The organism is Streptomyces sp. NBC_01142 (assembly GCF_026341125.1).
In the GTDB taxonomy this organism is placed as follows: domain Bacteria; phylum Actinomycetota; class Actinomycetes; order Streptomycetales; family Streptomycetaceae; genus Streptomyces.
Map to the genome: position 1 here is coordinate 1,195,508 of NZ_JAPEOR010000002.1, position 25,689 is coordinate 1,221,196.

At 71.3% G+C, this 25,689-nt stretch carries 22 protein-coding genes; 13 read left to right on the plus strand and 9 right to left on the minus strand.

What is annotated here, in order from left to right:
• Positions 1-125 precede the first annotated feature (125 nt).
• The gene (locus OG883_RS22815) at positions 126-788 is read left to right on the plus strand and encodes a heme oxygenase (biliverdin-producing) (RefSeq protein ID WP_266543881.1); all 663 of its coding nucleotides are present in this window, start codon (positions 126-128) and stop codon (positions 786-788) included.
• Here the strand turns inward: OG883_RS22815 and OG883_RS22820 are convergent.
• The 3 genes from OG883_RS22820 to OG883_RS22830 all read right to left on the minus strand — a co-directional run bounded on the left by OG883_RS22820 (position 778) and on the right by OG883_RS22830 (position 4,733).
• Positions 778-1,485, minus strand: coding sequence for a PhzF family phenazine biosynthesis protein (locus OG883_RS22820; RefSeq protein ID WP_266543883.1), 708 nt, complete (start codon positions 1,483-1,485; stop codon positions 778-780). The two genes, OG883_RS22815 and OG883_RS22820, sit on opposite strands and share 11 nt — an antisense overlap.
• Before the next feature lie 249 nt (positions 1,486-1,734).
• Positions 1,735-3,297 carry an HtaA domain-containing protein gene (locus OG883_RS22825; protein WP_266543885.1) on the minus strand — a complete coding sequence of 521 codons (1,563 nt, stop codon included), beginning with the start codon at positions 3,295-3,297 and terminating at the stop codon, positions 1,735-1,737.
• A gap of 14 nt (positions 3,298-3,311) precedes the next feature.
• Complete coding sequence (locus OG883_RS22830; protein WP_266543888.1) at positions 3,312-4,733, minus strand: HtaA domain-containing protein; 1,422 nt, start codon at positions 4,731-4,733, stop codon at positions 3,312-3,314.
• A gap of 170 nt (positions 4,734-4,903) precedes the next feature.
• Between OG883_RS22830 and OG883_RS22835 the strand changes: the two genes are divergently transcribed.
• From OG883_RS22835 to OG883_RS22865, 7 genes are all read left to right on the plus strand, one after another.
• Positions 4,904-5,914 (plus strand): hemin ABC transporter substrate-binding protein, encoded by a 1,011-nt coding sequence (locus OG883_RS22835; protein WP_266543891.1) that lies wholly within the window; start codon positions 4,904-4,906, stop codon positions 5,912-5,914.
• Entirely contained in the window at positions 5,914-7,161 is a 1,248-nt protein-coding gene (locus OG883_RS22840; protein WP_266543893.1) for an iron ABC transporter permease, read from the plus strand. Before OG883_RS22835 ends, OG883_RS22840 begins: the two co-directional genes overlap by 1 nt.
• A gap of 5 nt (positions 7,162-7,166) precedes the next feature.
• On the plus strand, positions 7,167-8,006 hold the full coding sequence (locus OG883_RS22845) for a heme ABC transporter ATP-binding protein (RefSeq protein ID WP_266549346.1): 840 nt from the start codon (positions 7,167-7,169) through the stop codon (positions 8,004-8,006).
• 131 nt (positions 8,007-8,137) lie between these two features.
• Positions 8,138-9,280: an iron uptake system protein EfeO gene (gene efeO, locus OG883_RS22850; protein ID WP_266543895.1), complete on the plus strand. Its 1,143-nt coding sequence runs from the start codon at positions 8,138-8,140 to the stop codon at positions 9,278-9,280.
• Positions 9,281-9,291: 11 nt separating this feature from the next.
• Entirely contained in the window at positions 9,292-10,599 is a 1,308-nt protein-coding gene (gene efeB / locus OG883_RS22855; RefSeq protein ID WP_266543898.1) for an iron uptake transporter deferrochelatase/peroxidase subunit, read from the plus strand.
• 17 nt (positions 10,600-10,616) lie between these two features.
• Positions 10,617-11,585 carry an iron uptake transporter permease EfeU gene (efeU, locus tag OG883_RS22860; RefSeq protein WP_266543901.1) on the plus strand — a complete coding sequence of 323 codons (969 nt, stop codon included), beginning with the start codon at positions 10,617-10,619 and terminating at the stop codon, positions 11,583-11,585.
• Entirely contained in the window at positions 11,503-12,462 is a 960-nt protein-coding gene (locus OG883_RS22865) for a hypothetical protein (RefSeq protein WP_266549349.1), read from the plus strand. The genes efeU and OG883_RS22865 overlap by 83 nt, the downstream gene beginning before the upstream one ends.
• Before the next feature lie 175 nt (positions 12,463-12,637).
• On the opposite strand, the gene OG883_RS22870 is transcribed toward OG883_RS22865, so the two are convergent.
• Complete coding sequence (locus tag OG883_RS22870) at positions 12,638-13,384, minus strand: bifunctional DNA primase/polymerase (protein ID WP_266543904.1); 747 nt, start codon at positions 13,382-13,384, stop codon at positions 12,638-12,640.
• A 217-nt stretch (positions 13,385-13,601) separates the two neighbouring features.
• Positions 13,602-14,207: a TetR/AcrR family transcriptional regulator gene (locus OG883_RS22875; protein ID WP_266543906.1), complete on the minus strand. Its 606-nt coding sequence runs from the start codon at positions 14,205-14,207 to the stop codon at positions 13,602-13,604.
• 151 nt (positions 14,208-14,358) lie between these two features.
• Between OG883_RS22875 and ddaH the strand changes: the two genes are divergently transcribed.
• On the plus strand, positions 14,359-15,174 hold the full coding sequence (gene ddaH / locus OG883_RS22880; protein WP_266543909.1) for a dimethylargininase: 816 nt from the start codon (positions 14,359-14,361) through the stop codon (positions 15,172-15,174).
• Positions 15,175-15,357: 183 nt separating this feature from the next.
• Here the strand turns inward: ddaH and OG883_RS22885 are convergent, their stop codons facing one another.
• Positions 15,358-16,377 (minus strand): small ribosomal subunit Rsm22 family protein, encoded by a 1,020-nt coding sequence (locus OG883_RS22885; RefSeq protein ID WP_266543911.1) that lies wholly within the window; start codon positions 16,375-16,377, stop codon positions 15,358-15,360.
• 164 nt (positions 16,378-16,541) lie between these two features.
• Between OG883_RS22885 and OG883_RS22890 the strand changes: the two genes are divergently transcribed.
• Entirely contained in the window at positions 16,542-17,864 is a 1,323-nt protein-coding gene (locus OG883_RS22890; protein WP_266543913.1) for a hypothetical protein, read from the plus strand.
• A 115-nt stretch (positions 17,865-17,979) separates the two neighbouring features.
• Here OG883_RS22890 and OG883_RS22895 read toward each other — a convergent pair whose 3' ends face one another.
• On the minus strand, positions 17,980-19,374 hold the full coding sequence (locus OG883_RS22895; RefSeq protein WP_266543915.1) for a Bcr/CflA family multidrug efflux MFS transporter: 1,395 nt from the start codon (positions 19,372-19,374) through the stop codon (positions 17,980-17,982).
• Between the two features lie 85 nt (positions 19,375-19,459).
• On the opposite strand from OG883_RS22895, the gene OG883_RS22900 reads away from it, so the two are divergent.
• Positions 19,460-20,485 carry a Gfo/Idh/MocA family protein gene (locus tag OG883_RS22900; protein ID WP_266543918.1) on the plus strand — a complete coding sequence of 342 codons (1,026 nt, stop codon included), beginning with the start codon at positions 19,460-19,462 and terminating at the stop codon, positions 20,483-20,485.
• On the opposite strand, the gene OG883_RS22905 is transcribed toward OG883_RS22900, so the two are convergent.
• Positions 20,472-22,112, minus strand: coding sequence for an alkaline phosphatase (locus OG883_RS22905; RefSeq protein WP_266543921.1), 1,641 nt, complete (start codon positions 22,110-22,112; stop codon positions 20,472-20,474). The two genes, OG883_RS22900 and OG883_RS22905, sit on opposite strands and share 14 nt — an antisense overlap.
• A gap of 133 nt (positions 22,113-22,245) precedes the next feature.
• Between OG883_RS22905 and OG883_RS22910 the strand changes: the two genes are divergently transcribed.
• Both OG883_RS22910 and OG883_RS22915 read left to right on the plus strand, forming a co-directional pair.
• Entirely contained in the window at positions 22,246-22,998 is a 753-nt protein-coding gene (locus tag OG883_RS22910; RefSeq protein WP_266543924.1) for an SDR family oxidoreductase, read from the plus strand.
• 376 nt (positions 22,999-23,374) lie between these two features.
• Positions 23,375-24,259 (plus strand): PhzF family phenazine biosynthesis protein, encoded by an 885-nt coding sequence (locus tag OG883_RS22915; protein ID WP_266543927.1) that lies wholly within the window; start codon positions 23,375-23,377, stop codon positions 24,257-24,259.
• A 349-nt stretch (positions 24,260-24,608) separates the two neighbouring features.
• Here the strand turns inward: OG883_RS22915 and OG883_RS22920 are convergent, their stop codons facing one another.
• Entirely contained in the window at positions 24,609-25,622 is a 1,014-nt protein-coding gene (locus tag OG883_RS22920; protein WP_266543930.1) for a hypothetical protein, read from the minus strand.
• Positions 25,623-25,689 lie beyond the last annotated feature (67 nt).

Below are 25,689 nucleotides of genomic sequence, written 5' to 3' on the forward strand. Positions count from 1 at the left end.
TTTTACCGACAGGTCGTCGGGAACACATTGACTTAGGTAAGCCTAAGCAGGAAGATCGGTGCTGGCAACAGCCACTGCGCCCGCACCGCTTCCTTCCCGCCCTCATCGGTCCCTGGAGGCCCGCCTTGGATGCCAGCACCGGCACTCCCTTCTCCACGCTCATCCGTGTCGCCTCGCACGAGCAGCACACCGAGGCCGAGACCTCGACCTTCATGAGCGACCTCCTCGGCGGCCGGCTGGGCGTGGACGCGTACGCGCGGTACACCGAGCAGCTGTGGTTCGTGTACCGCGCGCTGGAGGAGGCGGCCGAGGCCCTGAAGGACGATCCGGTCGCCGGGCCGTTCATCCAGCCCGAGCTGATGCGTACGGCAGAGCTGGAGCGGGATCTCACGCATCTGCGCGGCGCGGACTGGCGCGAGGGGCTCGAGCCGCTGCCCGCCACGGCCGCGTACGCCGCCCGGGTCGCCGAGTGCGCCCGCAGCTGGCCCGCGGGGTATGTCGCGCACCACTACACCCGCTACCTCGGGGACCTCTCCGGCGGCCAGATCATCCGCGACAAGGCGGAGAAGACCTGGGGCTTCACGCGCAAGGGCGACGGGGTGCGGTTCTACGTCTTCGAGCGGATCGCCAACCCCGCGGCGTTCAAGCGGGGATACCGCGAGCTGCTGGACGCGGTGCACGCGGACGATCTGGAGAAGCAGCGGATCATCGACGAGTGCAAGCGCGCGTTCGACTTCAACGGCGCGGTGTTCCGGGAGCTCGGGGCCGAGTTCCCGCTCAGCGCATAGCCGCAGCGGATACGAAGGCGGGAGCGGCGAAGCGCACCCGGCCGCCGATCTCGATCGTGCCGTCGGGGCCGGGGGCCGTCAGGATCTGCGATCCCCGGCCCTGAGTGATGTTCAGGGCCCTGCCGAGACGGTCGGTCAGCAGCAGGGCCGCCGCGCCGGTCGCCTCGTCCTCGACAATGCCGTCGTCGCGGCGCGGGAAGGCCCGGGCCCGTACGCGGCCCGCGGCCTCGTCCTGCCAGGCCCAGGCGTAGAGCCAGCCCTCGCCCGGCGGCGGGGCCGGCAGCGCGTCGATCTCGGCCGCCGAGGCGTACTGCTCGAGCCGCCGCGGCGGCGCCCATTCGGCACGCGCGGTGATCCAGGTGAACTCCCCGTCGTGCCGGGCCCACACCTCGCCCGCGGGCGGGTTCACTGCCTCGACATCGAGCAGCCACGCGGCCCCGACGAGCGGGTGCCCGGCGAAGGGCAGGCGCAGACCGGGCGTGTAGATGTCGACGACGCCGCGCTCGGGGTCGTCGACGAACACGGTCTCGCTGAAGCCGAGCTCGGCCGCGAGGGCCTGCCGGGACGCCTGGTCGGGGTAGGCGCGGGCGTCGCGTACGACACCGAGGGCATTGCCGTGGCGCCCGTCGCCGCCGCAGAAGACGCTCAGCACGTCAAGCACATCGCGCACGCCGCGCACGTCGAGTTGTTCAGTCACTCCGGCATTCAAGCACCAGCGCGCCCCGGGCGGCGGCGCCCCCGGGTGCCGGCCTGCCCCGTCGCGCCGCCTCGTCCCCGTGCGGACTGCCGCCGTGGGCCCTCTGCATGCGCAGGAAGTCCAGATCCTCAGGCGTCAGGCGTCAGGCATCAGGCATCAGGCATCAGGCGTCACGCTACGGCGCACAACGACAGGGCCGCACCGCGGATTCAGGTCGCGGTGCGGCCCCTGCCGCATGGGGGAAACCGGTCAGGACTCGGCGCCCTGGCGGCGGCGGACCGCGAAGACCACGGCCGCACCGGCCGCCGCGATGCCCGCCGACGCGGCCAGGAGCCCGGCCGTCGGGACCTCGGAGCCGGTGGTGGCCAGCGAACCGCCGCCGACCGAGCCACCGACGGTGCCGCCTGCCGTGCCGCCCGTGGTGCCACCGTCCGCGGAGCCGCCGTTGCTGCCGCCCGTGGAACCGCCCGTGCCGCCCGGCAGTTCGGCATCCTTGTCGAAGGAGACCGCGACGGTGAGCGCGTCCAGTTGCTCGCCCTTCTTGTACATGCCGCCGAACGCCTTCACACCGTCCGCGGTGAGCTTCGCCGGGACGCCGGTCAGCTTGACCACCCCGTCCTGGGCGCGGGGGCCGCCCGCCGGGGGCGTCAGGGAGGCGATGCCCAGGTTCTTGTACGTGGAGACCTTCTTGGTCTTCCGGTCCTTGGTGCTGACATCGGCGACGAGCGTGCCCTTGGTGCCGTTCACCTCGATCTCGAGGCCGGTCAGGGAGAGGTCGAGGACGTACTCGCCCTTCTCCTGGTGGCCGAGGAAGCGGACACCGCCCTCGAACGAGGCGACCAGGGACTTCGCGGCCGCGTCGAAGGAGCCGGTGGCCCCGGTGAAGCGATAGCCGTCGCCGGAGTCCACCGCGCTGCCGGTCAGTTCGACCTTGCCTTTGGCTATCGGGCCGGTGACGTACTCGCGGAAGCCCTTCCGCACACCCCAGTCGAGATTGCCGTCGACGATCGCGCCCTCCTCGGATCCCGGCCTGTCGGTGGCCGTGGCGGTCGGGGCCGCGGTCGGCGTCGTCGTCGGGGAGGGCTGGTGGGTGGGAGCGGTCGGCGTGGGACTCGCGGGCGGGGTGGGGCTCGCGGGCGGGGTGGCCGTCGCAGTCGGAGTCGGCTGGGGACTCGGCTCGCCGCCGGTCACGGCCTTCACCGAGAGCGTCGCCGGGTCGAGCGCGGCGCCCTCCTGATACATGCCGTTGAAGGCCTTCGCCCCGTCCGCGGTCAGCGTCGAGGGGATGTCCTTGAAGACCATCGCGCCGCCCTCGCCCTGCCCCGGGCGCACATTCGTCAGGTCGAGCCTGGCGAGCGCGATGTCTTCCTGGGTCTTGCCGTTGAGCGTGACATCGGCCTGGATGCTGCCGCCCTTGCCCTCGGTCACCACCTTCACATCGGCGACCTTGATGTCGAAGCCGTGGGCCTTGGAGGAGAACAGGACGCTGCCCTTGAAGGCCGTGTTGGTGGCGGACGTACCCGTGTCGTACGTGCCCTTGCCGTCCGTGAAGGTGAACGGTCCGTTCCCCGCCGCCTGCCGCGCACCGTCGGCGACCTCGATCGTGCCGAGCGCCATCCCTGTCACGTACTTGCGGAAGGACTCCTTGATGCCCCAGTCCAGGGTGCCGTCCTTCAGCTCCAGTTGCGGAGCGCTGGGCGCCGCGGGGGTGTTGCCGTCCGCGAGCGCCGGAAGGGCGAACGCGGTGACGCCGAGCGCTGCCGCCGTGGCGACAGCGGCGGCGAGTGTGATGGGGCGGCGGGTGGCTGCCATGTTCGGCTTTCTCCTCAGTTCTGAGTCGTACGACGACGACGGACGGCGTACAGGGCGATGGCCGCGGCGGCGAGTACACCCGCGCCTGCGGAGATGTACGTCCCCGTACGGGAGGACGAGCTGGAGGCGCCGGGAGCGGGGGCGGACGTGGTGCCGGCCTTCTGCTCCGGCTGCGCCGGGGGTGTGGCGTCGCTGCCCAGGTCCGGCAGGGCCGGGAGCTGCGCCTTCTTGTCGACGGCCACGGCGAGCGAGACCGGGTCCATGGCCGTGCCCGCCCTGTACATCCCGCCGAAGGCCTTGGCGCCGCCTTCGGTGAGGGTCGCCGGGGCCTCGGTGAGCACGGCGAGACCGTTCCTGGGCGCGAAGTCCTTGGCCTCGAAGGTGATCAGCGGGACGGCTTCGACCGTCCTGCCGTCACTGACGACATCGGCGATCAATGCGCCCTTGCCTGCCTTCACCCGGGTGGCGACCTTGGTGAGGGTCAGATCGAGATGCGCGCCGGTGAAGCGGACGGAACCGGCGAAGTCTGCGTCCAGGGTCTGCTTCTTCCCGTCGTACGAGCCAGTGCCCTGGGGGAAGCGGAAGAGCGCGCCGCCGTCCTGGGCACCGCCGGACAGCGTCCATTTGCCCTGGGAGATGGAGCCGGTGACGTACTCGCGGAAGGTGCGGCGTACGCCCCAGTCGACAGCCGCGTCCTGGAACGCGCCGACGGTCTGCGGCTTCCTCTCGTCCTTCTTGTCGCCCTTCTTGCCGCCCTTCTTGCCGCCCTCGGACGGTTCGGTGGACGGCCCGGTGGACGCCTTGTCCGCGCCGCCGGCGATATCGACGCCGAGGCTGACCGGGTCGAGCGGCGTACCGGCCGCGTAGTACCCGGCGAAGGCCTGTGCGCCCTGCGAAGTCAGCGTCGCGGGGACGGTGCTGAGCCTGATGGGGCTCGTCCCGCCCTTCATGTTGATGCCGGACAGCTGGAGCGCGGCGAGCGGGACCTGCGAGGACGACGTGACCTTGCCGGTCGCCTTCGCCTTGCTGGACACGTCCGCGTAGAGCGTTCCGCTGCTGCCCGAGATCTTGACGGTGGGGCGGCTGATGGTGAGGTCCAGCTCGTTCGTGCCGTCGGCCTTCCTGTGGCCCACGAAACGGACTCCACCGGAGAAACCGGACTGGAACGCTCCGCTGTCCGGGTCGTACGAGCCCTTGGCGGAGTGGAAACGGAACTGACTGCCGCCGACAGTGGCGGCGCCGCCGTTCAGGCTCCAACTGCCGTTCGCGATGGGCCCGGTGACATAGCTCTGGAAGGAGGACTTGATGCCCCAGTCGAGCCTGCCGCCCTGCACGGTACGACTCGCCGCCTGGGCGGCGCCGGCCGGGAGCAGAGCTCCGAGCAGTGCCACGAGAAGCGCGACGGCGCAGGAGCGCGCCGGCCGGGACGGCAGCATGGAATCCCCCTCCGAGGTCTGGCAAGCGAGGTAAGGCTAACCTAAGCTATAGCAACTCCGGGCCGGAAGCCCTCCGGTCCCGGGAACCTCAACTGCACGCCGCCTCCTGCTCCTTGCAGAGGACGGCGGACCCGGACGAGGAAGACAACGATCGACAGGACGGTGCCTCGGTGCGCACACCTCGCCTGGCGGGTGCACTCATATCCGTACTCGCCCTCGCCCTGACAGCCACGGGCTGCGGCGGTGCGGACACCCCGGCCGGCAAGGGCAAGCCGGCCGCAGCCGCAGCCCCCGACAGGGTGGAGCCACTGGGCGCCGTACCCGAGCCACAGGTGCCGGTCACCGTGACATCGGCCGACGGGACGAAGGTCACGGTCACCTCGGCCGACCGGATCGTGCCGCTGACGGGGGCGCTGAACGAGATCGTGTTCACGCTCGGCCTGGGGAAGCGGGTCGTGGCCCGCGACATCACGGCGACCTTCGAACAGGCCGCGGATCTGCCGGTGGTGACACGCGCGCACGACGTCTCGGCGGAGAGCGTGCTGTCGCTGAAGCCGACGCTCGTCCTCGCCGACACCTCGACGGGCCCGGCGGAGGCCATCGACCAGATACGCGACGCGGGCATCCCGCTCGTGGTGGTCGAGACGGCCAGGGGCCTGACGGATGTGGGGCCCCGGATCGACACGATCGCGGCGGCGCTGGGCGTCAAGACGGCAGGCGACGAGCTGAAGAGGCGCACCGAGTCCCGTATCGCCGCGGTCCAGAAGAGCATTCCGGAGCCGGCGGACGGAAAGAAGCCACGGGTCGCGTTCCTGTATCTGCGCGGCTCGGCATCGGTCTATCTGATCGGCGGCAGCGAATCGGGGGCGTCGTCGCTGCTGGAGGCGGCGGGCGCGGTCGACGCAGGCAAGGAGTCCGGCCTGAAGAAGGACTTCACAGCGATCACGAGCGAGGCGCTGGCGAAGGCGGCACCGGACGCGATTCTGGTGATGAGCAAAGGGCTCGATTCGGTGGGCGGCATGGACGGCCTGGTGGAGATCCCGGGCGTCGCCCAGACCCCGGCGGGCATGGACCGCAGGGTCGTCACGGTCGACGACGGGGTGCTCCTGAACTACGGCCCACGCACCGACCAGGTGCTGAAGTCACTGGTCGACCAGCTCTACGCGAACGGTAAGCAGTGATGGCAACCTCCATGGAGGAGACCCACCCGCCCGGACGCACGACACCGCCTCCCGCGGTACCGGGGGCCGGGCCCGCCGTGCCGGGCCCGGGCGGGGGCGGGGGCGGGACGGACGCGAGTGTCCCGGGCGGGGGCGGGGGCGTCCCCGGGACGGACGCGAGTGTCCCCGGGACGGGCGTGGGCGCCAAGTCCCCTTCCCCCGGTCCGGCTTCGCCGCCGCGTCGCGGAGCTGCGTACGTCCTCACCGTCTCCCTCCTCGGCGCCCTGCTGGTGCTCTGTCTCGTCTCCGCCGGGTTCGGGGCGTACGACATCCCTCTCGGTGACGTCATCTCCTCCGTGCAGCACCGCATCGGGCTCGGCGGGGCCGCCCTCGACCGGGTCGGGGAGAGCGTGCTGTGGAACGTGCGGCTGCCGCGCATCGTGCTCGCGCTGCTCGTCGGGGCCTCCCTCGGGTGCGCGGGCGCGCTCATGCAGGGAGTGTTCGGGAATCCGCTCGCCGAGCCCGGCGTCATCGGGATCTCGGCCGGCGCGGCCGTCGGCGCCGTCGGCGCGATCGCGCTCGGGTGGAGCTTCTTCGGCAACTGGACCGTCACCGTCTGCGCGTTCGTCGCCGGGCTCGCCACCGTCCTGCTCGTGTACGCGATGTCCCGCTCGGGCGGACGGACGGAGGTCGTCACTCTCATCCTCACCGGCATCGCGGTCAACGCCTTCGCCGGCGCCCTGATCGGGCTCTTCCTGTTCTTCGCGGACAACGCGCAGGTCACCCAGATCACCTTCTGGCAGCTGGGTTCCCTGTCCCAGGCCACCTGGCCCAAGGTCCTCGCCGTACTGCCGTGCGCCGCCGTGGGGCTGGGCCTCGCACCCCTCTACGCCCGGAAGCTGGACCTCCTCGCCCTCGGTGAACGGCCCGCCCGGCACCTCGGCGTGGACGTCGAGCGGCTACGTATCGTCCTCGTCCTGGTCGTCGCCCTGCTCACCGCCGCCGCGGTCGCCGTGGCCGGGATCATCGCCTTCGTGGGCCTGCTCGTCCCCCATCTGCTGCGGATGGCGAACGGCCCCGGCCACCGCTTCCTCGTCCCGGGCAGCGCGCTCTGCGGCGCGCTCGTCCTCATCGCCGGCGACCTCGCCGCGCGGACCGTTGCCGAGCCCGCCGAGCTCCCCCTCGGCGTACTCACCGCCCTCTTCGGCAGCCCGTTCTTCTTCTGGCTGCTGCGCAGGACCCGTCGCAAGCAAGGTGGCTGGGCATGAAGACGATGAGGTCGCTCACGCATCTGTTCTCCGTACGGGGACGAGAACTGCCCGCCCCCGTCGCCCCCGGCACCGACCTCGTCGAGGTGCGCGGACTGCATGTGCGGCTCGGGCAGCGCGAGGTGCTCGGCGGGATCGATCTGGCCGCCCGCGCCGGTGAGGTGCTCGCGCTCGTCGGACCCAACGGCGCCGGGAAGTCGACCCTGCTCGCCGCTGTCGCCGCCGACGTGCCGGCCGCGCAGGGAGTCGTACGGATCGCCGGGCGCCCGGTCACCGAGTGGTCCGCGCCCGAACTCGCCCTGCGCCGAGCCGTGTTGCCGCAGTCCGCCGACCTGTCGTTCCCCTTCCCGGTCGGGGAGGTCGTCCGGATGGGACGCGCCCCCTGGGCCGGGACCGGCCTCGAGGAAGAGGACGACTCCGCCGTCGCCGAGGCCATGGCCGCCACCGAGGTGGGCGAGTTCGCCGCGCGCCCCTTCTCCGCACTCTCCGGCGGCGAGCGGGCCCGCGTCGCGCTCGCCCGCGTACTCGCCCAGCGCGCCCCGCTGCTCCTGCTCGACGAGCCGACCGCCGCGCTCGATCTGCGCCACCAGGAACTGGTACTCCGCATCTGCCGGCAGCGCGCTGCCGCCGGGGACGCCGTCGTCGTGGTGCTGCACGACCTCGGCCTCGCCGCGGCCTACGCGGACCGGGTGGCCGTCCTGCACGGCGGACGGATCGCAGCCGAGGGCCCACCCGCCGAGGTCTTCGACGACGAGCTGCTGAGCCGGGTCTACCGGCAGCCGGTGGAAGTGCTTGCGCACCCGCGGACGGGCGCTCCCCTGGTGATCCCGAAACGGACATATTGACCCGCACTTGACGGCGACCGGCGAATCCATAAGGTAAGCCTCGGTTAAGTTAGCTCGGCCTCACTTCCTGCGCTCGTCCCCTCACCACCCCTTTCCTCACCACCCATCTCCCCATCGATCGTGGAGCCCGCATGCGCCCCGTACGTCTCTCCGTCGTCACCGCCGCCGCAACCGTGGCGGCTCTGACCGCCGTCACGGGATGCACCGAGAAGAGCGAGGCCAAGGGCGACGACGCCGGCGTCCAGGTCACCGCGAAGGACGACTCCTGCGAGGTCTCGAAGAAGGAGTTCCCGGCCGGGCACATCCAGCTGGACATCGAGAACAAGGGCTCCAAGGTCACCGAGGTCTACATCCTGTTCCCGGACGACCGCATCGTCTCCGAGCTGGAGAACATAGGTCCGGGCATGAAGCGCCGGCTCACGGCCGAGGTGAAGGCCGGTTCGTACGAGATCGCCTGCAAGCCCGGCATGAAGGGCGACGGCATCCGTCAGAAGGTCACCGCGACCGGCGACGGCAAGATCGCCAAGCGCAGCCCGGAAATGGACGCCGCGGTCGCCGCGTACCGCAAGTACGTGCAGGAGCAGGCCGACGAGACGCTCCCGAAGGCCAAGGTCTTCGCGGACGCGGTCAAGGACGGTCACCTGGAGGCGGCCAAGGAGGCGTATGCCGACTCCCGTATCGGCTGGGAGCGTACCGAGCCGGTCGCCGAGTCCTTCGGCGACATCGACCCGAAGGTCGACCTGCGCGAGGACGGCCTGGAGAAGGGCCAGAAGTGGACCGGCTGGCACCGCCTGGAGAAGGCGCTGTGGCAGGACAAGAAGGCCGGTGAGGAAGAGGGTCACTTCGCCGACATTCTGATCAAGGACCTGACCGTCTGGCAGAAGAAGGTCGGTACGGCCGAGATCAGCCCGACCTCCATGGCCAACGGCGCCAAGGAACTGCTCGACGAGGTCGCCACCGGCAAGGTCACGGGTGAGGAAGAGCGCTACAGCCACACCGACCTGGTCGACTTCAAGGCGAACGTCGAAGGGGCGCAGAAGTCGTTCGAGCTGCTCAAGCCGGTCGCTTCGAAGAACGACCCGAAGCTGGTCGCCGAACTGGACAAGCAGTTCGCGGCGCTGAACACACTGCTCGACAAGTACCGCAAGGACACCAGCTCGTACGAGTTCACGTCGTACGACAAGGTCGGCAAGGCGGAGCGCAAGGAGCTGTCGGACGCGGTCAACGCGCTCGCCGAGCCGCTCTCCAAGCTCGCCGCCGCCGTGGTGAAGTAGGGGGATGTCAGATGTCCGAGCAGACCATCGACAGCGGCAGCGACAGCGGCAGCGACGGCGGCAGTAGCAGTATCAGTAGCAGCGACAACGGCACCGCTCCGTCCCGCCGTTCACTGCTCGGCTGGGGCGGTGCCGGGCTCGCGCTCGGGGCCGCCGCGGCCGGCGGCGCGGCAGTCGCCGTGACGCGTGGGGAGGAGACCGTACCCGCCGCCGCGAGCGGCGCGGCCGTCCCCTTCCACGGTGCGCACCAGGCAGGTATCGCCACCGCCGTCCAGGACCGGCTGCACTTCGCGTCCTTCGATGTGAAGACCACGGACCGCGCCGAACTGGTCCAGCTGCTCAAGGACTGGACCCGGGCGGCGGAGCGGATGACGGCAGGCCACGCGGTCGGCGAGGGTGCCTTCGGCGGTCTCGCCGAGGCCCCGCCGGACGACACGGGCGAGGCGCTCGGCCTCAAGCCGTCCCGGCTCACGCTCACCATCGGCTTCGGCCCTTCCCTGTTCGCCAAGGGCCGTTTCGGCCTTGAGGGCAGGCGCCCGGCGGCTCTGGTAGACCTGCCGAAGTTCCCCGGCGACAACCTCGATCCGGCACGCAGCGGTGGCGATCTGTGTGTCCAGGCATGCGCGGACGACCCCCAGGTCGCGGTGCACGCGATCCGCAATCTCGCCCGTATCGGCTTCGGCAAGGTCGCGGTCCGCTGGTCGCAGCTGGGCTTCGGCAAGACGTCGTCGACGACGCCCGACGCCCAGACCCCGCGCAACATGATGGGCTTCAAGGACGGCACCCGGAACGTCTCGGGGACGGACACGGCAGCGCTCGACAAGCATGTCTGGGTGGCCGGGAAGGACGGCCCGGCGTGGCTGTCCGGCGGCTCGTATCTCGTCGCCCGCCGTATCCGGATGAACATCGAGACCTGGGACCGGACCTCGCTCAAGGAGCAGGAGGACATCTTCGGCCGGGACAAGGGCGAGGGCGCCGCGGTCGGCAAGGCCAAGGAGCGCGACGAGCCTTTCCTGCCGGCGATGCTGCCGACCGCGCATGTGCGGCTCGCGCACCCGGACACCAACGGCGGCGCGAAGATGCTGCGCCGCGGCTACTCCTTCACCGACGGTACGGACGGCCTCGGCCGTCTCGACGCGGGGCTGTTCTTCCTCGCGTACCAGCGCGACATCGGCAAGGGGTTCGTCCCGGTGCAGCGTTCGCTCGCGGCGAGCGACGTCCTCAACGAGTACATCCAGCACGTGGGTTCGGCGCTGTTCGCCGTCCCGCCGGGCGTCCGGGACAAGGACGACTGGTGGGGCCGGGCACTGCTGAGCTGATCCGAAGGGAACCGACGTTGTTCGGCAACTATCTGATAGGCCTGCGCGAGGGCCTCGAGGCCAGTCTGGTCGTCTGCATCCTCGTCGCCTATCTGGTGAAGACGGAGCGGCGCGATGCGCTGCGGCCCATCTGGATCGGCATCGGGGCCGCGGTCGCCCTCTCGTTCGGCTTCGGCTTCGCGCTCGAATACGGCTCGCAGGAGCTGACGTTCGAGGCGCAGGAGCTGCTCGGCGGCTCGCTGTCGATCCTCGCGGTGTGCCTGGTGACCTGGATGGTCTTCTGGATGCGGCGCACGGCGCGGCATCTGAAGGCCGAGCTGGGCTCCAAGCTGGACGCCGCGCTGCAGATGGGCACGGGCGCGCTGGTCGCCACCGCCTTCCTTGCGGTGGGGCGCGAGGGCCTGGAGACGGCGCTGTTCGTCTGGGCCTCGGTCCGCGCCGCGACCGACGCGAGCAACAGCACCCAGACCCCGCTGATCGGTGTGCTCCTGGGTATCGCGACCGCGATCGTGCTGGGTTGGCTGTTCTACCGGGGTGCCCTGAAGATCAACCTGGCCAAGTTCTTCACCTGGACCGGCGGCATGCTGGTGATCGTGGCGGCCGGTGTGCTGGCGTACGGCGTCCACGACCTGCAGGAGGCCCGGTTCCTGGGCGGTCTGGCGGACAAGGCGTTCGACATCAGCGCGACGATCCCGCCGGACAGCTGGTACGGCACGCTGCTGAAGGGCGTGTTCAACTTCCAGCCCGACCCGACCGTCCTCCAGGTCACGGTGTGGGCGCTGTATCTGATCCCGACGCTCGCCCTGTTCCTTGCCCCGGTAGGGTTCGGACGGTCAGTGGGGGTCGAGGAGCAGAAGGCAACCGATGAGAAGGCTGGGTCGGGCGGCGGCGGGGCTCGCGGCGATGACAGTGCTGTCGCTGACGGCGAGCGCATGCGTGACGGTGCACGGGGAACTGGAAGTCGTCCCCTCGGCGACGAAGTCTGAGGCCGCACAGGCCCTCGAGGACTTCACCGAGGCGTACAACAAGGCCGACAAGGCCTACGATCCGGCCCTGGACGCGGATCATGTCACCGGTGCGCTGGGCGCGATCAACCAGGCCGGGCTCAAGGCGCGGCAGGTCAACTTCCCGGGCGGCAACCCGGGGCACGTGCCGCTGGAGCTGTCGGACGCGAAGTACACCATCCCCAAGAAGGCGGGCTGGCCGCGCTGGTTCGTCGCGGACACCGACTCCAACCGCGACCAGGACAAGGGCAGTCTGGACAACCGCTGGGTGCTGGTCTTCCTACGCAACGGCGCCCACGAGGGGTGGAAGGCCGCCTACCTGACGATCCTGACGCCGAACAAGATCCCGGCCTTCAAGACCGACCAGGACGGCTGGGCCGAACCGGTCGCCCCGGACAGCGCCGCGCTGGCGGTCGCTCCCCGCAATCTGAGCGAGGAGTACGCCTCGTACATGCAGAACGGGAAGCCGGAGCACTTCAAGGACGGTCCGCACACCTCGGGCTGGCGCGCGGACCGCAAGAAGGGCGCGAGTCTTCTGGGGATGTCCACCCAGTACCTCGACCAGCCGCTGGACACCGACGACTTCGCGCCGCTCGGGCTGGCGACCGAGGACGGCGGGGCGCTGGTCTTCTTCTCCGTACGCAACTTCGAACGGCAGACGGCCGCGAAGGGTCTGCGGCTGAAGGTCCACCCGGATGTGAAGGCGCTGCTGACGGGTGAGGTGAAGTCCACGATCACCAAGGAGCGGGTCTCCAGCCAGGCGGTGTCGGTGCCGGTGCCCGCGGGTGCCGCGTCGGGGAGCGGGCAGGTCGATGTGCTGGGCCGGCTGACGGGTCTGACGGCGGCGGAAGGTTCGTAGCCGGGGCGGAGCCGCCGGACCCCGGCCTGGGCTCCTGCGCCGACAGGGCTCCGCACGCCGACCGAGGCTCCGGACCTGACCGAGGCTCCGGACCTGACCGGGGCTCCGGACCCGACCTGGGTCCGGGCCCGGTGTGCCCTTCGGGCGTGTCCTCAGCAGCCGGACGGGCTGATTCTCAGCCGCGCAGGGGCCAGGCGAACTGCTCCAGCGCCCCGTTCTCCCCCGCGTACCGCGCGCACGCGTCGGTCAGGGTCTCCAGCAGCGTCAGCGGGTCCGGCAGTGGATACTCGAGGCCGCGTACCCAGCTCACGTCCAGCTCACCGGGGAGCCGGGCGGGCGGTACGAGCACATAGCTGCCGCGGCAGTGCCAGCGCAGACCGGGGTGCTCGTCCATCGTCTCGGGGTGGCAGTCCAGCTCACAGGGCCACCACTCGTCCTCATCCTCGGGGGTGCCGCGGGTGGCGGTGAAGAAGAGCATCCGGTCCTCGCCGGACTCGGCCACCGGGCCGACCTCGATGCCCAGCTCCAGCAGCCGTGCCAGTGCGCTGCGCCCGGCTTCGAGGGGGACGTCGAGGACGTCGTGGACCATGCCGGTCGCGGTGATGAAGTTGGCCTGCGGCCGGCCCGCGGCCCAGCGCTCGATCTGGGCGGGGTCCGTCGTGGACTGGGTCTGCCAGGCGAAGGAGACCGGGTGCCTGGCAGGGGTGGGACAGCCGACGCGCTCACAGGAACATCGGTAGCCGACGGGGTACGCGGCGGGCGCGAGTGGCAGTCCGGCGGCGGCGGCGGCCAGGAGCAGGGCCTCGCGCTGCGAGTCCTCGGCGTCGGTGTTCTTGGGGCGCCGGCGCAGCCACTGGGGCAGCCTGCTCTCCCGGGACTGCCTGCTCTCCGTGCCGCGGTAGCGGCCGATACCGTCGCCCATCTATCCCCTCACACCTCACGCTTGCCCTTGGCGGACTCTGCCATGGTCCCACCATCCTGCTCCTCGGGTGGCCACAGTCCCCAACCGGGGTACTGGTCAGTACCTTCCCGAGACGTTCCGGGGACCTCCCGAGGACATTCCGTGGAACCTCCGCCGATCCTCCCGGGATCCGTCTGGATCCGCGTCCGGGAGCTGGCCGGGAGCCTGCGGGGAGCGCTCAGCGCCTCGGGGCGAGGCCGTTCAGGGCGTAGTCGGCGATCGCCTCGGCGTAGTCATGGGTGAGCGGGAGCGTACGCAGCAGCCAGCGGTGCGCAAGCGGTCCCGTGAACAGCTCCAGGGCGATGCGCAGGTCGATGTCCTTGCGTACGTCCCCGGTGTCCTGGGCGGAGCGCAGCCGCTTCACATACAGCTGGAGCTGCGGTTCGAGGAGCTTCTCCACGAACTGGGCGCCGAGCTCGGCGTTGACCACGCCCTCGGCGGTGAGTGCGCGGGCCGGGCCGTCGTAGACGGGGCTGTTCATCTCGTCGACCGTGGCGCGCAGCACGAACTTGAGGTCGGCCTCGAGGTCGCCGGTGTCGGGGATCTCCGTCTCGCCTTCGGCGGCCTGCTCGGCGAGGTCGAGGAAGGCCTCCAGCAGGACGGCGGCCTTGGAGGGCCACCAGCGGTAGATCGTCTGCTTGCCGACGCCGGCGCGGGCGGCGATGCCCTCGATGGTCGTCCTGGAGTAGCCGACCTCGCCGACGAGGGCGAGGGCGGCGTCGTAGATCGCGCGGCGGGAGCGTTCGCTGCGGCGGCTGGAGTCGGGCGCCTTGGACTCGGTCATGGCATCAATCTACCAACCACAGAGCCGAGACGTATCGTCTCGTAACAGTGTGATGAACCACCCGATCGGTCCACAGCGGGATCGCCCCGCAGGACGGACCATGGGCTGACCATGGGCTGCAATTGCCCCACCCTTCCGTGAGGAGCCCTCATTGCCCCGAGACGCCACACCCCGGCGCTATCTGATGTGCCCACCGGCACACTTCAAGGTCACGTACTCCATCAATCCCTGGATGGACCCCTCGAAACCGGTGGATCTGCCGCTCGCGCTCGCCCAGTGGGAAGACCTGCGCGACCGCTACCGCTCGCTCGGCCACACCGTCGATCTGCTCGACCCGCGGCCAGGACTGCCCGACATGGTCTTCGCGGCGAACGGCGCCACCGTCATCGACGGCCGGGTGCTCGGCGCCCGGTTCGCCCATCCGGAGCGGGCAGCCGAGGCCGAAGCCCATCTCGACTGGTTCCGTGCCCGCGGCTCCACCGAGATCCACGAGCCCGTGCACATCAACGAGGGCGAGGGAGACCTCGCCGTCACCGCCTCGTACATCCTGGCCGGGCGGGGCTTCCGCTCCAGTCCGCTCTCGCACGCCGAGGCACAGGAGTTCTTCGGCCGGCCGGTCATCGGTCTCGACCTGGTGGACCCCCGCTACTACCACCTGGACACCGCGCTGAGCGTCCTGGACAGCGCGGCCGACGAGATCATGTACTACCCCGGCGCGTTCTCCGCGGGCAGCCGCTCCGTGCTGGCCCGGCTCTTCCCCGACGCGCTGATCGCCGAGGAGCCGGACGCGGCGGCGCTCGGCCTCAACGCCGTGAGCGACGGCCGCCACGTGCTGCTGCCGCAGTCCGCCGCGGGGCTCCTCGCGCCGCTGCGGGAGCGGGGGTTCGAGCCGATCGGCATGGACCTCGGCGAACTGCTCAAGGGAGGCGGCAGTGTGAAGTGCTGCACTCAGGAGCTACGGACCTGACTTTCCGCCGCTCCACGACGATCGGCGGTGTGGGGGTACGGGTCACCCCCATACCCGCCCCTGGGCCGCGCGCGCCGCTCCGCGTACCGGAACACGCGGCCACTCGTCACCTTCTCCGCCCCGGAGCGGGCACGGCGCCTTCCCCGCCCCGGAGCGGCGGAGCGGCGGAGAAAAACGGGCCGGTCAACCGTCGGAGGCCCCCCGCGGCCGCTCGTCCCGGGGCCACTCGTCGCCCCATGCCACATCGCGCGCCGCCCGGTACAGCGCGCCATGGCGCTTGGCGACCGTCTCGCGGCGCAGCTCCTCGGCGTCGGTGCACAGGTCGAGCAGGACCAGGCCCTTGCGGATCTGCGGCTTGCGGGTGACCCGGGCGCCCACCGGCTCCGCCGGGAAGCGGACCGCCGCGACATAGCTGAACTTCTCGTCCTCGTACGGCAGTGAGCCGCCCTTCACCTGACGGTGCAGCGAGGAACGGGAGACCCGGGCGGCGAAGTGGCACCAGTCGGTACCCGGCTCGATGGGGCAGGCGGCGCTGTGCGGGCAGGGCGCGGCGATGCGCATACCGGCCTCGATCAGCCGGTCGCGGGCCTCGATGATCCGCTCGTAGCCGTCCGGGGTGCCGGGCTCCACGATCACGACGGCCCGGGCCGCGCGGGCGGCCTCGGTGACCACGGCGGTCCGGTCCTTGGCCGTGAGCTCCTTGAGGACGTACGAGACCGTGACGAGATCAGTGTTCTCGAGGTGGAGCGCCGAGCTGATCCGTGCGCGCTGCCACTCGACGGCGCCCAGCGCGGGCACCTGGGATCCGACGGCCAGTTCACGCCCCAGCGCGAGGGCGGGCTCGGCCCAGTCCAGGACGGTGGTGCGCGGAGCATCCTCCTCCCACGCCTCGGCGACCGCCCAGCTCGCCGCACCGGTCCCGCCGCCGATGTCGGTGTGCGTGGCCGGGGACCAGTCGGGAGCCGCCGCCCGCAGCGCGGCGAGCGCGGACCGTACGGCCTCGAAGGTCGCGGGCATCCGGTACGCGGCGTACGCGACGACGTCGGAGCGGTCGCGGAGCACGGGGGCGTCGGTCGGGGTGGTCCCCCGGTAGTTGGCGATCAGCCGCTCGACGGCCAGCGCCGCCTGCGTGGGCGGCAGCCCGTCGAGAAGCCCGGCAAGGGCGCCGCGCAGGGCTTCCGCGGTGGGGAGGGTGGCGTTCACCAACAGATTCTAGGCATGTCCGGCGGCACGGAATCGGTACGGACCGGCGACGGAATCGAACTGCTGGGGGCAGAGCGGCAGTTGCTACGCTGACGCCCGTCGTCGCACACGCTGCGTGACACCTTGCATGACACGCTGCGTGCAGCATCGCTCACGGGGGGACCATGAGACAGAGGGTCGTGCGCATGGCCCTGGCGGCCGGGGTGATCGTGCTGGCACTGCTGCTCCTGCTGACCATGTGCGGAGGCGGCGAGGGCAGCGGCGGCGGAGCCGGCGACAAGCCCCGTACGCCGGTGCGGCACAGCGCGGAACCGCTGACCCGGCTCACCGTCCCGGCGGCGTACGACACCCGGCAGGGCTGGGAGATCACCGATGTCTCCCCCGAGCACGCCATCGCGTACGACAGCGGCCGTATCGCCTACCTCCAGCGGGTGGACGACTCCCGCTTCCGGCTGCGGACCCTCGACGCGGCGACCGGCAAGCCCGGCTGGACGGGACTGCCCTGGCGTCCGCCGTCCTCCCCCGAGACCTTCCCCCGGCTGCTCGCCGTCACCAAGGACGGCCGCGAGTACTTCGTGACCTGGTCGTTCGGCACCATGGGCGAGGACGCGCTGACGCCGGCCGACTCCTTCGTCGCCCTCGATGTGTACGCCGTGGCGGACGGAGCCCGGCAGCGGGTCGAGGTCCCGTGGCCCGCCCCGCCGTCCGTCTCCGGCACCGGCCCCGGCATCCTCATCAGCGACGGCCGCACCAGGAGCGCGGTCGTCGACCCGGCCACCGGCGAGGTGTCCGAGATTCCGGAGAACGCGCTCGGCCACCCCAAGGGCTGTACGGGCTGCCGACGGCTGACCGAGGTCCGCGGAATGACGGCCAAGGGCCTGCTGGTGAGCGGGGACCCGGGCTTCTGGGTCAAGGGCGGCTGGTCCAGCAGCAAGGTGGCTCCGGCCCGCACCGATCCCGCCTCCGGGGTGCCGACGTCGGTGGCCCCCGGGTACGTACTGGCCAGGTGGCGGATGAAGAAGGGCCGCAAGGACGCCGGCACGCACGATCTGTGGGCGGTGCACGACATGGCGTCAGGGAAGGCGCTGGCACAGGTGGAGTGCCACAAGCCGGCAATCGAGCCGGGCGAGTATCCGCAGGCGGCGCTCTCGCCCGAGGGCGGCTATCTGGTCGCCGGGAATCTGGCGTTCGACCTGGAGCAGCGCAAGGCGTACTGCTTCGACCAGTCGGACGGCTCGAAGCCGCTGACCCTGACGACGGTGACCGACTCGGGTACGGCGTACGGCGCAACGAGCGCGCGCAGCCCGGCGGAGGCCCTGGCCGGCGGGGGCGATCCGATCGAGATGGACCTGACCGTCGCGGTGCCCGAGGCTCTCTCCCCCAGTGTCCGCCTGCCTGTGGCGGAGACCGTGGGCGTGGGCGTCTTCGGCTGGACGGATCCCAAGGACCGGCTGCATCTGATCGGGTACCCGCGCCGGGAACCGTAGAAGGGCTCGGTCGGACGGGCTCGGCGTCCGGCCGGGCCGGGGGCTCCGGCATCGGGGCGTCGGCCGGGGGATCCGGCATCGGGGTGGGCCGGGCGGGCCGCGTGGGCCGGGCTGATCAGAGGACGGCCTGCTCACCTCGCTGCCACGGGCGGCACAGGCCCAGGAAGCAGCCCACCGAGGCCAGCGCGCACACCAGTTGGACCACGGCCATCGGGAACGCCGTCGCCTCGCCCGCGATCCCGACGAGCGGCGAGGCGACGGCGCCGATCAGGAACGAGGACGTACCGATCAGCGCGGACGCGGAGCCCGCGGCGTGCGGGGTGCGCGTCAGGGCCAGGGCGTTGGTGTTCGGCATCGCCAGGCCCATCGCCGACATCAGCACGAACAGGCCGGCCGCGATGGGAAGGAGCCCCACCTTCCCGAAGACCCCCGAGGTCATCAGGAGCAGCGCGGTGGCGGCCAGCGTGATGACGGCCAGGCCGAAACCGAGCGTCTTGTCCAGGCTGACCCGGCCCACCAGCAGCTTGCCGTTGATCTGGCCCACCGTGATCAGGCCGATGGAGTTGACGCCGAAGAGGAGGCTGAAGGTCTGCGGGGACGCGCCGTAGATCTCCTGCACCACGAACGGGGAGGCGGAGATGTAAGCGAAGAGTGCGGCGAAGGCGAGGCCGCCGGTGAGCATGTAGCCGGTGAAGACCCGGTCGGCGAGCAGTCCGCGCATGGTGCGCAGAGCCGCGCCGACGCCGCCGCTGTGCCGCTTCTCCCGCGGTAGGGTCTCGTGCAGCCACTTCGCCACGACGAGGGTGAGCGCGATACCGACCGCGGTGAGGACGAGGAAGATGCCGCGCCAGTCGGTGATGCGGAGGACCTGGCCGCCGATGAGCGGCGCGATGATCGGCGCTACGCCGGAGATCAGCATCAGAGTGGAGAAGAAGCGGGCCATCTCCACGCCGTCGTACAGGTCGCGCACCACGGCGCGCGCGATGACAATGCCGGCCGCGCCCGCCAGCCCCTGCAGCAGCCGGAAGCCGATCAGCAGCTCGACGGTGGTCGCCAGGGCGCAGATCGCGGTGGCGGCGATGTACACGCTCATGCCGATGAGCAGCGGGCGGCGGCGCCCCCACTTGTCGCTCATCGGGCCGACCACCAACTGGCCGAGCGCCATGCCGAACAGGCAGGCGGTGAGCGTGAGCTGAACGGTCGCGGCGGGCGAGCCGAACGACTCGGTGACCGCGGGCAGGGCCGGAAGGTACATGTCCATGGAGAGCGGCGGCAGCGCGGTGAGCCCGCCGAGGACAAGGGTGACCAGGAGGCCGACGCGGCGGGCCACCACGACGGGCGCGGGGGTGGCCGGGCCGGGTACGGGGGTGGCCGGGCCGGGTACGGGGGTGGCCGGGCCGGGTACGCAAGCGGCCGGGCCGGACCCGGCGGTGGCCCGTTCGGATACGGGAGTGGGTGCCGGGTCGGCGGGGGTTATGTGTCCTGGTGCGCTCTGGCCGCTCTCCGGCATCAACAGCTCCTGTTCCTCAGTATCCGCGTCTATGCTCTCAGCTCGTCCGAGTGGTCGAGACCTGGTGGCGAGGGGTGGGGCGGGAATGGACAGGACCGTGCGGTGGGGCGTGCTCGCGACCGGTGGCATAGCTGCGGCGTTCACCGCGGATCTGCAGCGGATGCCGGACGCCGAGGTGGTCGCCGTGGCGTCCCGTACCGAAGCGTCCGCCACGGCGTTCGCGGACCGGTTCGCGATCCCTCGAGCGTACGGGGACTGGGCCTCACTCGCCGCCGACGAGGACGTCGATGTGGTGTACGTCGCCACCCCGCACTCAGCGCACCGGGCCGCCGCCGGGCTCTGTCTGGAGGCCGGAAAGGCAGTGCTGTGCGAGAAGGCGTTCACCCTGAACGCCGCCGAGGCGGCGGAGCTCGTCGCCCTCGCCCGGGACCGCGGCCGCTTCCTGATGGAGGCCATGTGGATGTACTGCCACCCTCTCGTCCGCCGCATCGCCGGACTCGTACGGGACGGGGCGATAGGTGAGGTACGCACCGTCCAGGCCGACTTCGGTCTGGCCGGGCCCTTCGCGCCCGGCCACCGGCTGCGCGACCCGGCCCTGGGCGGCGGCGCGCTGCTGGACCTCGGTGTCTACCCGGTCTCGTTCGCACAGCTGCTGCTGGGCGAGCCCGACCGCGTACAGGCCGACGCGCTGCTCTCCCCCGAAGGCGTGGATCTGAACACCGGGATGCTGCTCGGCTGGTCGGACGCGGGGGCGCAGGCGCTGCTCTCCTGCTCGGTGACGGCCGGGACCCCGGTGACGGCGTCGGTGACGGGCACGGCCGGGCGGATCGAGATTCCGCACGGCTTCTTCTTCCCGGACCGTTTCGTACTGCACCGCGAGGGCGGGCAGGAGCCGGAGGAGTTCACCGCCGAGGGCCCGCGGGACAGCCTCCAGCACGAGGCGGCCGAGGTGATGCGCTGTCTGCGGGCGGGCGAGACGGAGTCGCCGCTGGTTCCGCTGGACGGCAGTCTCGCCGTGATGCGGACGCTCGACGCGGTACGGGACCGCATCGGCGTCCGCTACCCGGGTGACGTCGTCGGGGCGGGAACGACACCCCTCAGGCCGGCTTGAGTCCCTGGTTGCCGACCTCCGTCACGAACGACGCCGCGGTGGTGACGGCGCCGCCCGGTGTGGTGACGGCATCGACCGTCCTGAAGTCGGCGCGCGCCTGCTGCTCGCCGAGCGTGACGTTCACGTAGCCGCGGCGGCCGTTGTAGAACTTCAGATGCGGGTTGGCCTTGGTGTACGTCTCCCAGCTGGACGGCTTGTCCGCGCCGTCCTTGCCGCTGGAGATGGAGGTTGCCACGATCTCCGTGCCGACGACCTTCGCGCCGGGCGTCCTGTAGTCCCGCTTGACGTCGAAGGCGTACGCGACGTGGACATCGCCGGTCAGCACCATCAGGTTCGCCACGCCGGCCGCCTCGGCCCCGGCGAGGACGCGCTCCCGGGAGGCCGGGTAGCCGTCCCAGGAGTCCATGCTCACCTTGGCCACCGGATTGAGGTCCAGCAGCCGCTGGGCGAAGGTGACCTGCTGCGGCACGACGTTCCACAGCGCCTGCGAGTTGCGCCAGCCGTCGAGCAGCCAGCGCTCCTGCGTGGCACCGGTCATGGTGCGTGACGGGTCCTCGGACTCGGGCCCGGGGATGTCCAGGCCGTCGCCGTACGCCTGGTCGGAGCGGTACTGGCGGGTGTCGAGGATGTCGAACTGCGCGAGCTGCCCGAAGTGCAGGCGGCGGTAGAGCTGCATATCTGCGTCGTTGGGCCGCTGGGGCCTGCGCAGCGGCTGGTTCTCCCAGTACGCGCGGTAGGCGGCTGCCCTGCGCAGCAGGAACTCCTCCGGCGGGACGTCGTTCTCGGGGATGTCGTCCGCGTAGTTGTTCTCGGTCTCGTGGTCGTCCCACGTGAGAACGAAGGGGTGCGCCGCGTGTGCGGCCTTGAGGTCGGGGTCGGACTTGTAGAGCCCGTACCGGAGCCGGTAGTCCTCGAGGGTGAGCGTCTCGCGGTTGTAGTGGGCGGGGAGGCGGCGGTCGGCGGGGTAGTTGCGCGCGCCGCCGACGGCGGTCACGGCGTACTCGTAGAGATAGTCGCCGAGGTGGAAGACGACATCGAGGTCCTCGTCGGCGAGGTGCTTGTACGCGGTGAAGTAGCCGTCGTGGTAGGCCTGGCAGGACACGGCGGCGAGCTTGAGCTCGCGGATACGGGCGGAGCGGGCGGGGGCGGTGCGGGTCCGTCCTGTCGGACTGATCCATCTCCCGGCGCGGAAGCGGAAGTAGTAGACGCGGTCGGCGTCGAGGCCGTCCGCCTCGACATGGACGCTGTGGTCGAACTCGGGGTGGGCGATGACGTTTCCGCGTCGCGCGACGCGGGCGAAGCGCGCGTCGTGGGCGATCTCCCACCGGACGGAGAACTTGGCGCGGGGCAGCCCGCTGTCGGGCTCGTACGGGCGGGGGGCGAGGCGCGTCCAGAGCACGACGGACCCGGACTGGGGGTCGCCCGAGGCGACACCGAGGGTGAAAGGGTTCTCGGCGATCTTCATGACGTCCAGCTCGGCGGCCTGCGCGGAGCCGGACAGGTCGACGGCGAAGGCGAGCGCGGCGGCGGCGCCGGTGGCAGTGAGGAACCTGCGTCGGCCGATGTGACGGGCGGCGGCTCGCAGCTCGGTGGCGTGGGTGGCACGGTGGTGCGGCACGAGCGTCATGTGGCCCTCCCCTGGCGAGTGTTGTCACTCGCATTGGAGCGGGGGCCGACGACTCTGCGTTGTCGAGTACACAACGTCCGTATGTCGGTCGGATGAGTTCCGGATGCGCGGCGTCCGCGTACGCTGCGCGTCCATGAACGCTGCACAGAAGATCGCTGTGGTGACGGGCGCCGGCTCGGGCATCGGCCGGAGCGTCGCGCTCACGCTGGCCGGCGCGGGCTGGTCGGTGGCGCTGGCCGGGCGGCGCACGGAGACGCTGGAGGAGACGGCTTCCTCGGCGGGCGGCGACACGTTCCGCGTACGGACGGATGTGACCGATCCGGGCGAAGTCACCGCGCTCTTCGAAGCGGTGCGCGAGCGGTACGGCCGCGTGGACCTGCTCTTCAACAACGCGGGCACGTTCGGCCCCAGGGGCGTCCGCTTCGAGGACCTGACCCACGAGTCGTGGCGCTCGGTGGTGGACGTGAACCTCACGGGCGCGTTCCTGTGCGCACAGGCGGCGTTCCGGACGATGAAGGAGCAGTCCCCGCAGGGCGGCCGGATCATCAACAACGGCTCGGTCTCGGCCCATGTGCCGCGCCCGCATTCGGCGCCGTACACCGCGACGAAGCACGCGCTGACGGGCCTGACGAAGTCACTGTCGCTGGACGGGCGTGCGTACGGGATCGCGTGCGGCCAGATCGACATCGGCAACGCGGCGACGGAGATGACCGAGCGGATGCAGTCGGGAATCCTCCAGGCGAACGGTGAACTGGCCGCGGAACCGGTGATGGACGCGGGGGATGTGGCGAGGACAGTGCTGCATATGGCGGAGCTGCCGCTGGAGGCGAACGTGCAGTTCGTGACGGTGATGGCGACGGCGATGCCGTACATCGGGCGGGGCTGAGGGGACTGAGGGGGCGTCTGCCCGAACTGCCGGAAAGCCCCCCCAAAAGGGCGACGTCGGCGTTCGAGGCACGCCGGGGCCGGGGCCGAGCCCCGAACAAGCCCTCGAGGGCGATTGAGGCGCGCGGCCCGGGGCCGAACCCCCAAAAGCCCCGCCGGCGATTGAGGCGCAGGGCCCAGGGCCGAACAAGCCCCGCCGGCAATTGAGGCGCAGGGTCCAGGGCGGAGCCCGGTTACGGGAAGGGGCGGGGTGGGGGAACGAGCCCGCCTCGGCGCCCGGCACCCGGCACCCGGGCACCCCGGCATCCCCAACACCCGGGCCTCCGGGCCTCCGGGCCTCCGGGAATGATCACGGGGCCCGACGAGTTAGCGCCGGTATGACAACGAAGCCCCAGTCCACCGAAGTGCTGCGATACACCGCCTTCTCCTCCGACCCGGCAGGCGGAAACCCCGCCGGCGTCGTCCTCGACGCCTCCGGACTGGACGACGCCAACATGCTCGCCATCGCCGCCGACCTCGGGTACAGCGAGTCCGCGTTCCTCTCCGACCCGCCGGCGGAACTCGCGGACGGGCACGGCCGGGCGTTCACCATCCGGTACTTCAGCCCCAAAGCGGAGGTTCCCTTCTGCGGTCACGCCACGGTCGCGACGGCCATCGCGCTGGCGGAGCTCGGCGGCCCGGGCGACTTCGCCTTCGCCACCTCCGTGGGCACGGTGCCCGTGACGGTCGCGTCCGTGGACGGCGTGCTGCGCGCGACGCTCACCAGCATCGAGCCGCGCATCGAGGAGGCGTCCGCGGACGATGTGCGCGAGGCCCTCGCCGCCCTCGACTGGCCCGCCGAGGACCTCGATCCGGCGCTGCCGCCGCGCATCGCCTTCGCGGGTGCCCGCCATCTGGTCCTGGCGGCCGCGACCCGCTCCCGCCTCGCGGACCTCCAGTACGACTTCGCGCGCCTCGAAGCCCTGATGCACCGCCTCGACCTGACGACGGTCCAGCTGGCGTGGCGGGAGTCGGACTCGGTGTTCCATGTCCGGGCCCCCTTCCCGGTGGGCGGCGTGGTCGAGGACCCGGCGACGGGCGCGGCGGCGGCAGCGTTCGGCGCGTACGCGCGCGAACTCGGCGTCGTGGCGGCGGAGACGGAGCTCACCCTGCACCAGGGTGTGGACATGGGCCGTCCCGGAGTACTCACGGTGACGCTGCGCGAGGGCGATCCTCGGGTACGGGTGAGTGGCACCGGGGCCCGCATCCCCGACGCCGGCTGACCTCGGCCGAGGCCGACCTCGCTGACCGGTACAGGCCGGTACAGGCAGGCGCGATCGGTGCGGTCAGCGCGGTCGGTGCGGTCGGTGCCGAGCCGGTCCAGCGAGGCGGTCCAGCGAGGCGGTCAGCGCCACGCCTACGCGGGCGCTGGCGTCGCTCCCGCCCGCCGTGTGCGTGTCCCGGTCGAAGCGGTTGCCCCACTCGTCGCCCCACGGGGTGGCGATGACCGCCTCGTCGCGTCCGCGGGCACCGGGGCAAGGACCTCGCCGGTGGTCAGGCCTGCCAGCTCTCGAACCGACCGGTCTTCCCGCCCCCGCCCCTCACATCCATCCGACAGCCCCGCGCACCGCCTCACCCCTTGGCTTCCGCCACCTGCGCGAACCACTCCGCGGTCTCCTGCGCGCCGAGCACGCGCTCCATGACGAGGTTGCCCGGCATGTTGGGGAAGTACCGCCCGGCCGGCCAGCCGCGTTGGTACGCCGGCGGGTCGAGCACCAGCAGCCGGGCGCCGCCGACCACAGGGATGTCGGAGGTGGTGCCCTCGTTCCAGATCCAGCTGCCGTCCGGCGCGACCAGGTTGAAGGACCCGGTGGTGGTGACCTGCCCCTCGGCGTCCCGGCAGACCGCGATGGCTTCCGCGGACGGGCTCTCGCCGGGTATGTGCAGTCCCCCGATGAGCGCGCCGGCGAGCAGCGTGTGCAGCTGGAAGTTGTCGCCGATGCCGGTCATACGCAGCAGATAGCCGGTACGGCTCTCCCGGTGCAGGACCACGAGCGGTTCGTCGTCCAGCACCTGCAGCGCGTACGCGAGCCCCTTGAAGGCGCCCCCCGCGGCCTCGTCACACCGCTTCACCAGAGTCAGCAACTCGGGCTTTCCGTCCAGCTGTTGACGTACCACCTTGCTGTTGAGCAGGGCGAGGGAGGCCATCTGCCACTGCTGGAGGGTCCACCAGCCGATGGCGGCCTCGAAGCCGGTCCGGTCGACGACCTCGTCGGTGAGCTCGCCCTGTTCGGGGTCGGGAAGATCTCCGCCTCCGGTCTGCGCCCAGCGCTCGCAGAACACCGCGGCGGACTCGAAGGCGTCGCGGACTGCGGCGAACACGCCCGGCGCGCAGGGCACCGGGTCGGCGCCGTGCTCGACACAGGCACCGACGATCACGGCGGCGACGGCCCTCGGACCGGGCGGCACGTCGCCCACCACGGCAGCAAGCTTCGGCGCGGCCTCGCCGAACTCCTCGGGCGCCGCCTGCCCGAAGGTCCGCTGCATCTGCGCGAACGCGCGCTCCGAGCGCTCACCGTCGCGGTCGTGGACCGAGGCCACGAACTCCGCTGCGGCACCGGCGAATGTGTCTTGTCCGAATATCATCAGCGCACCTTACACATGGCGCGCTGCCCCCATGGATCACACCCCGGACCCCACCCGGGACACGGTC

Excerpts from the sequence above, each read along its gene's own strand:
- OG883_RS22905 (WP_266543921.1), bottom strand. The coding sequence starts at position 22,112 with ATGACGCTCGTGCCGCACCACCGTGCCACCCACGCCACCGAGCTGCGA.
- efeO (WP_266543895.1), top strand. The coding sequence starts at position 8,138 with ATGCGCCCCGTACGTCTCTCCGTCGTCACCGCCGCCGCAACCGTGGCG.
- OG883_RS22825 (WP_266543885.1), bottom strand. The coding sequence starts at position 3,297 with ATGGCAGCCACCCGCCGCCCCATCACACTCGCCGCCGCTGTCGCCACG.
- OG883_RS22895 (WP_266543915.1), bottom strand. The coding sequence starts at position 19,374 with ATGCCGGAGAGCGGCCAGAGCGCACCAGGACACATAACCCCCGCCGAC.
- OG883_RS22915 (WP_266543927.1), top strand. The coding sequence starts at position 23,375 with ATGACAACGAAGCCCCAGTCCACCGAAGTGCTGCGATACACCGCCTTC.
- OG883_RS22890 (WP_266543913.1), top strand. The coding sequence starts at position 16,542 with ATGAGACAGAGGGTCGTGCGCATGGCCCTGGCGGCCGGGGTGATCGTG.
- OG883_RS22845 (WP_266549346.1), top strand. The coding sequence starts at position 7,167 with ATGAGGTCGCTCACGCATCTGTTCTCCGTACGGGGACGAGAACTGCCC.
- OG883_RS22865 (WP_266549349.1), top strand. The coding sequence starts at position 11,503 with ATGACAGTGCTGTCGCTGACGGCGAGCGCATGCGTGACGGTGCACGGG.
- efeB (WP_266543898.1), top strand. The coding sequence starts at position 9,292 with ATGTCCGAGCAGACCATCGACAGCGGCAGCGACAGCGGCAGCGACGGC.
- OG883_RS22840 (WP_266543893.1), top strand. The coding sequence starts at position 5,914 with ATGGCAACCTCCATGGAGGAGACCCACCCGCCCGGACGCACGACACCG.
- OG883_RS22830 (WP_266543888.1), bottom strand. The coding sequence starts at position 4,733 with ATGCTGCCGTCCCGGCCGGCGCGCTCCTGCGCCGTCGCGCTTCTCGTG.
- OG883_RS22870 (WP_266543904.1), bottom strand. The coding sequence starts at position 13,384 with ATGGGCGACGGTATCGGCCGCTACCGCGGCACGGAGAGCAGGCAGTCC.
- OG883_RS22910 (WP_266543924.1), top strand. The coding sequence starts at position 22,246 with ATGAACGCTGCACAGAAGATCGCTGTGGTGACGGGCGCCGGCTCGGGC.
- OG883_RS22920 (WP_266543930.1), bottom strand. The coding sequence starts at position 25,622 with ATGATATTCGGACAAGACACATTCGCCGGTGCCGCAGCGGAGTTCGTG.
- OG883_RS22875 (WP_266543906.1), bottom strand. The coding sequence starts at position 14,207 with ATGACCGAGTCCAAGGCGCCCGACTCCAGCCGCCGCAGCGAACGCTCC.
- OG883_RS22900 (WP_266543918.1), top strand. The coding sequence starts at position 19,460 with ATGGACAGGACCGTGCGGTGGGGCGTGCTCGCGACCGGTGGCATAGCT.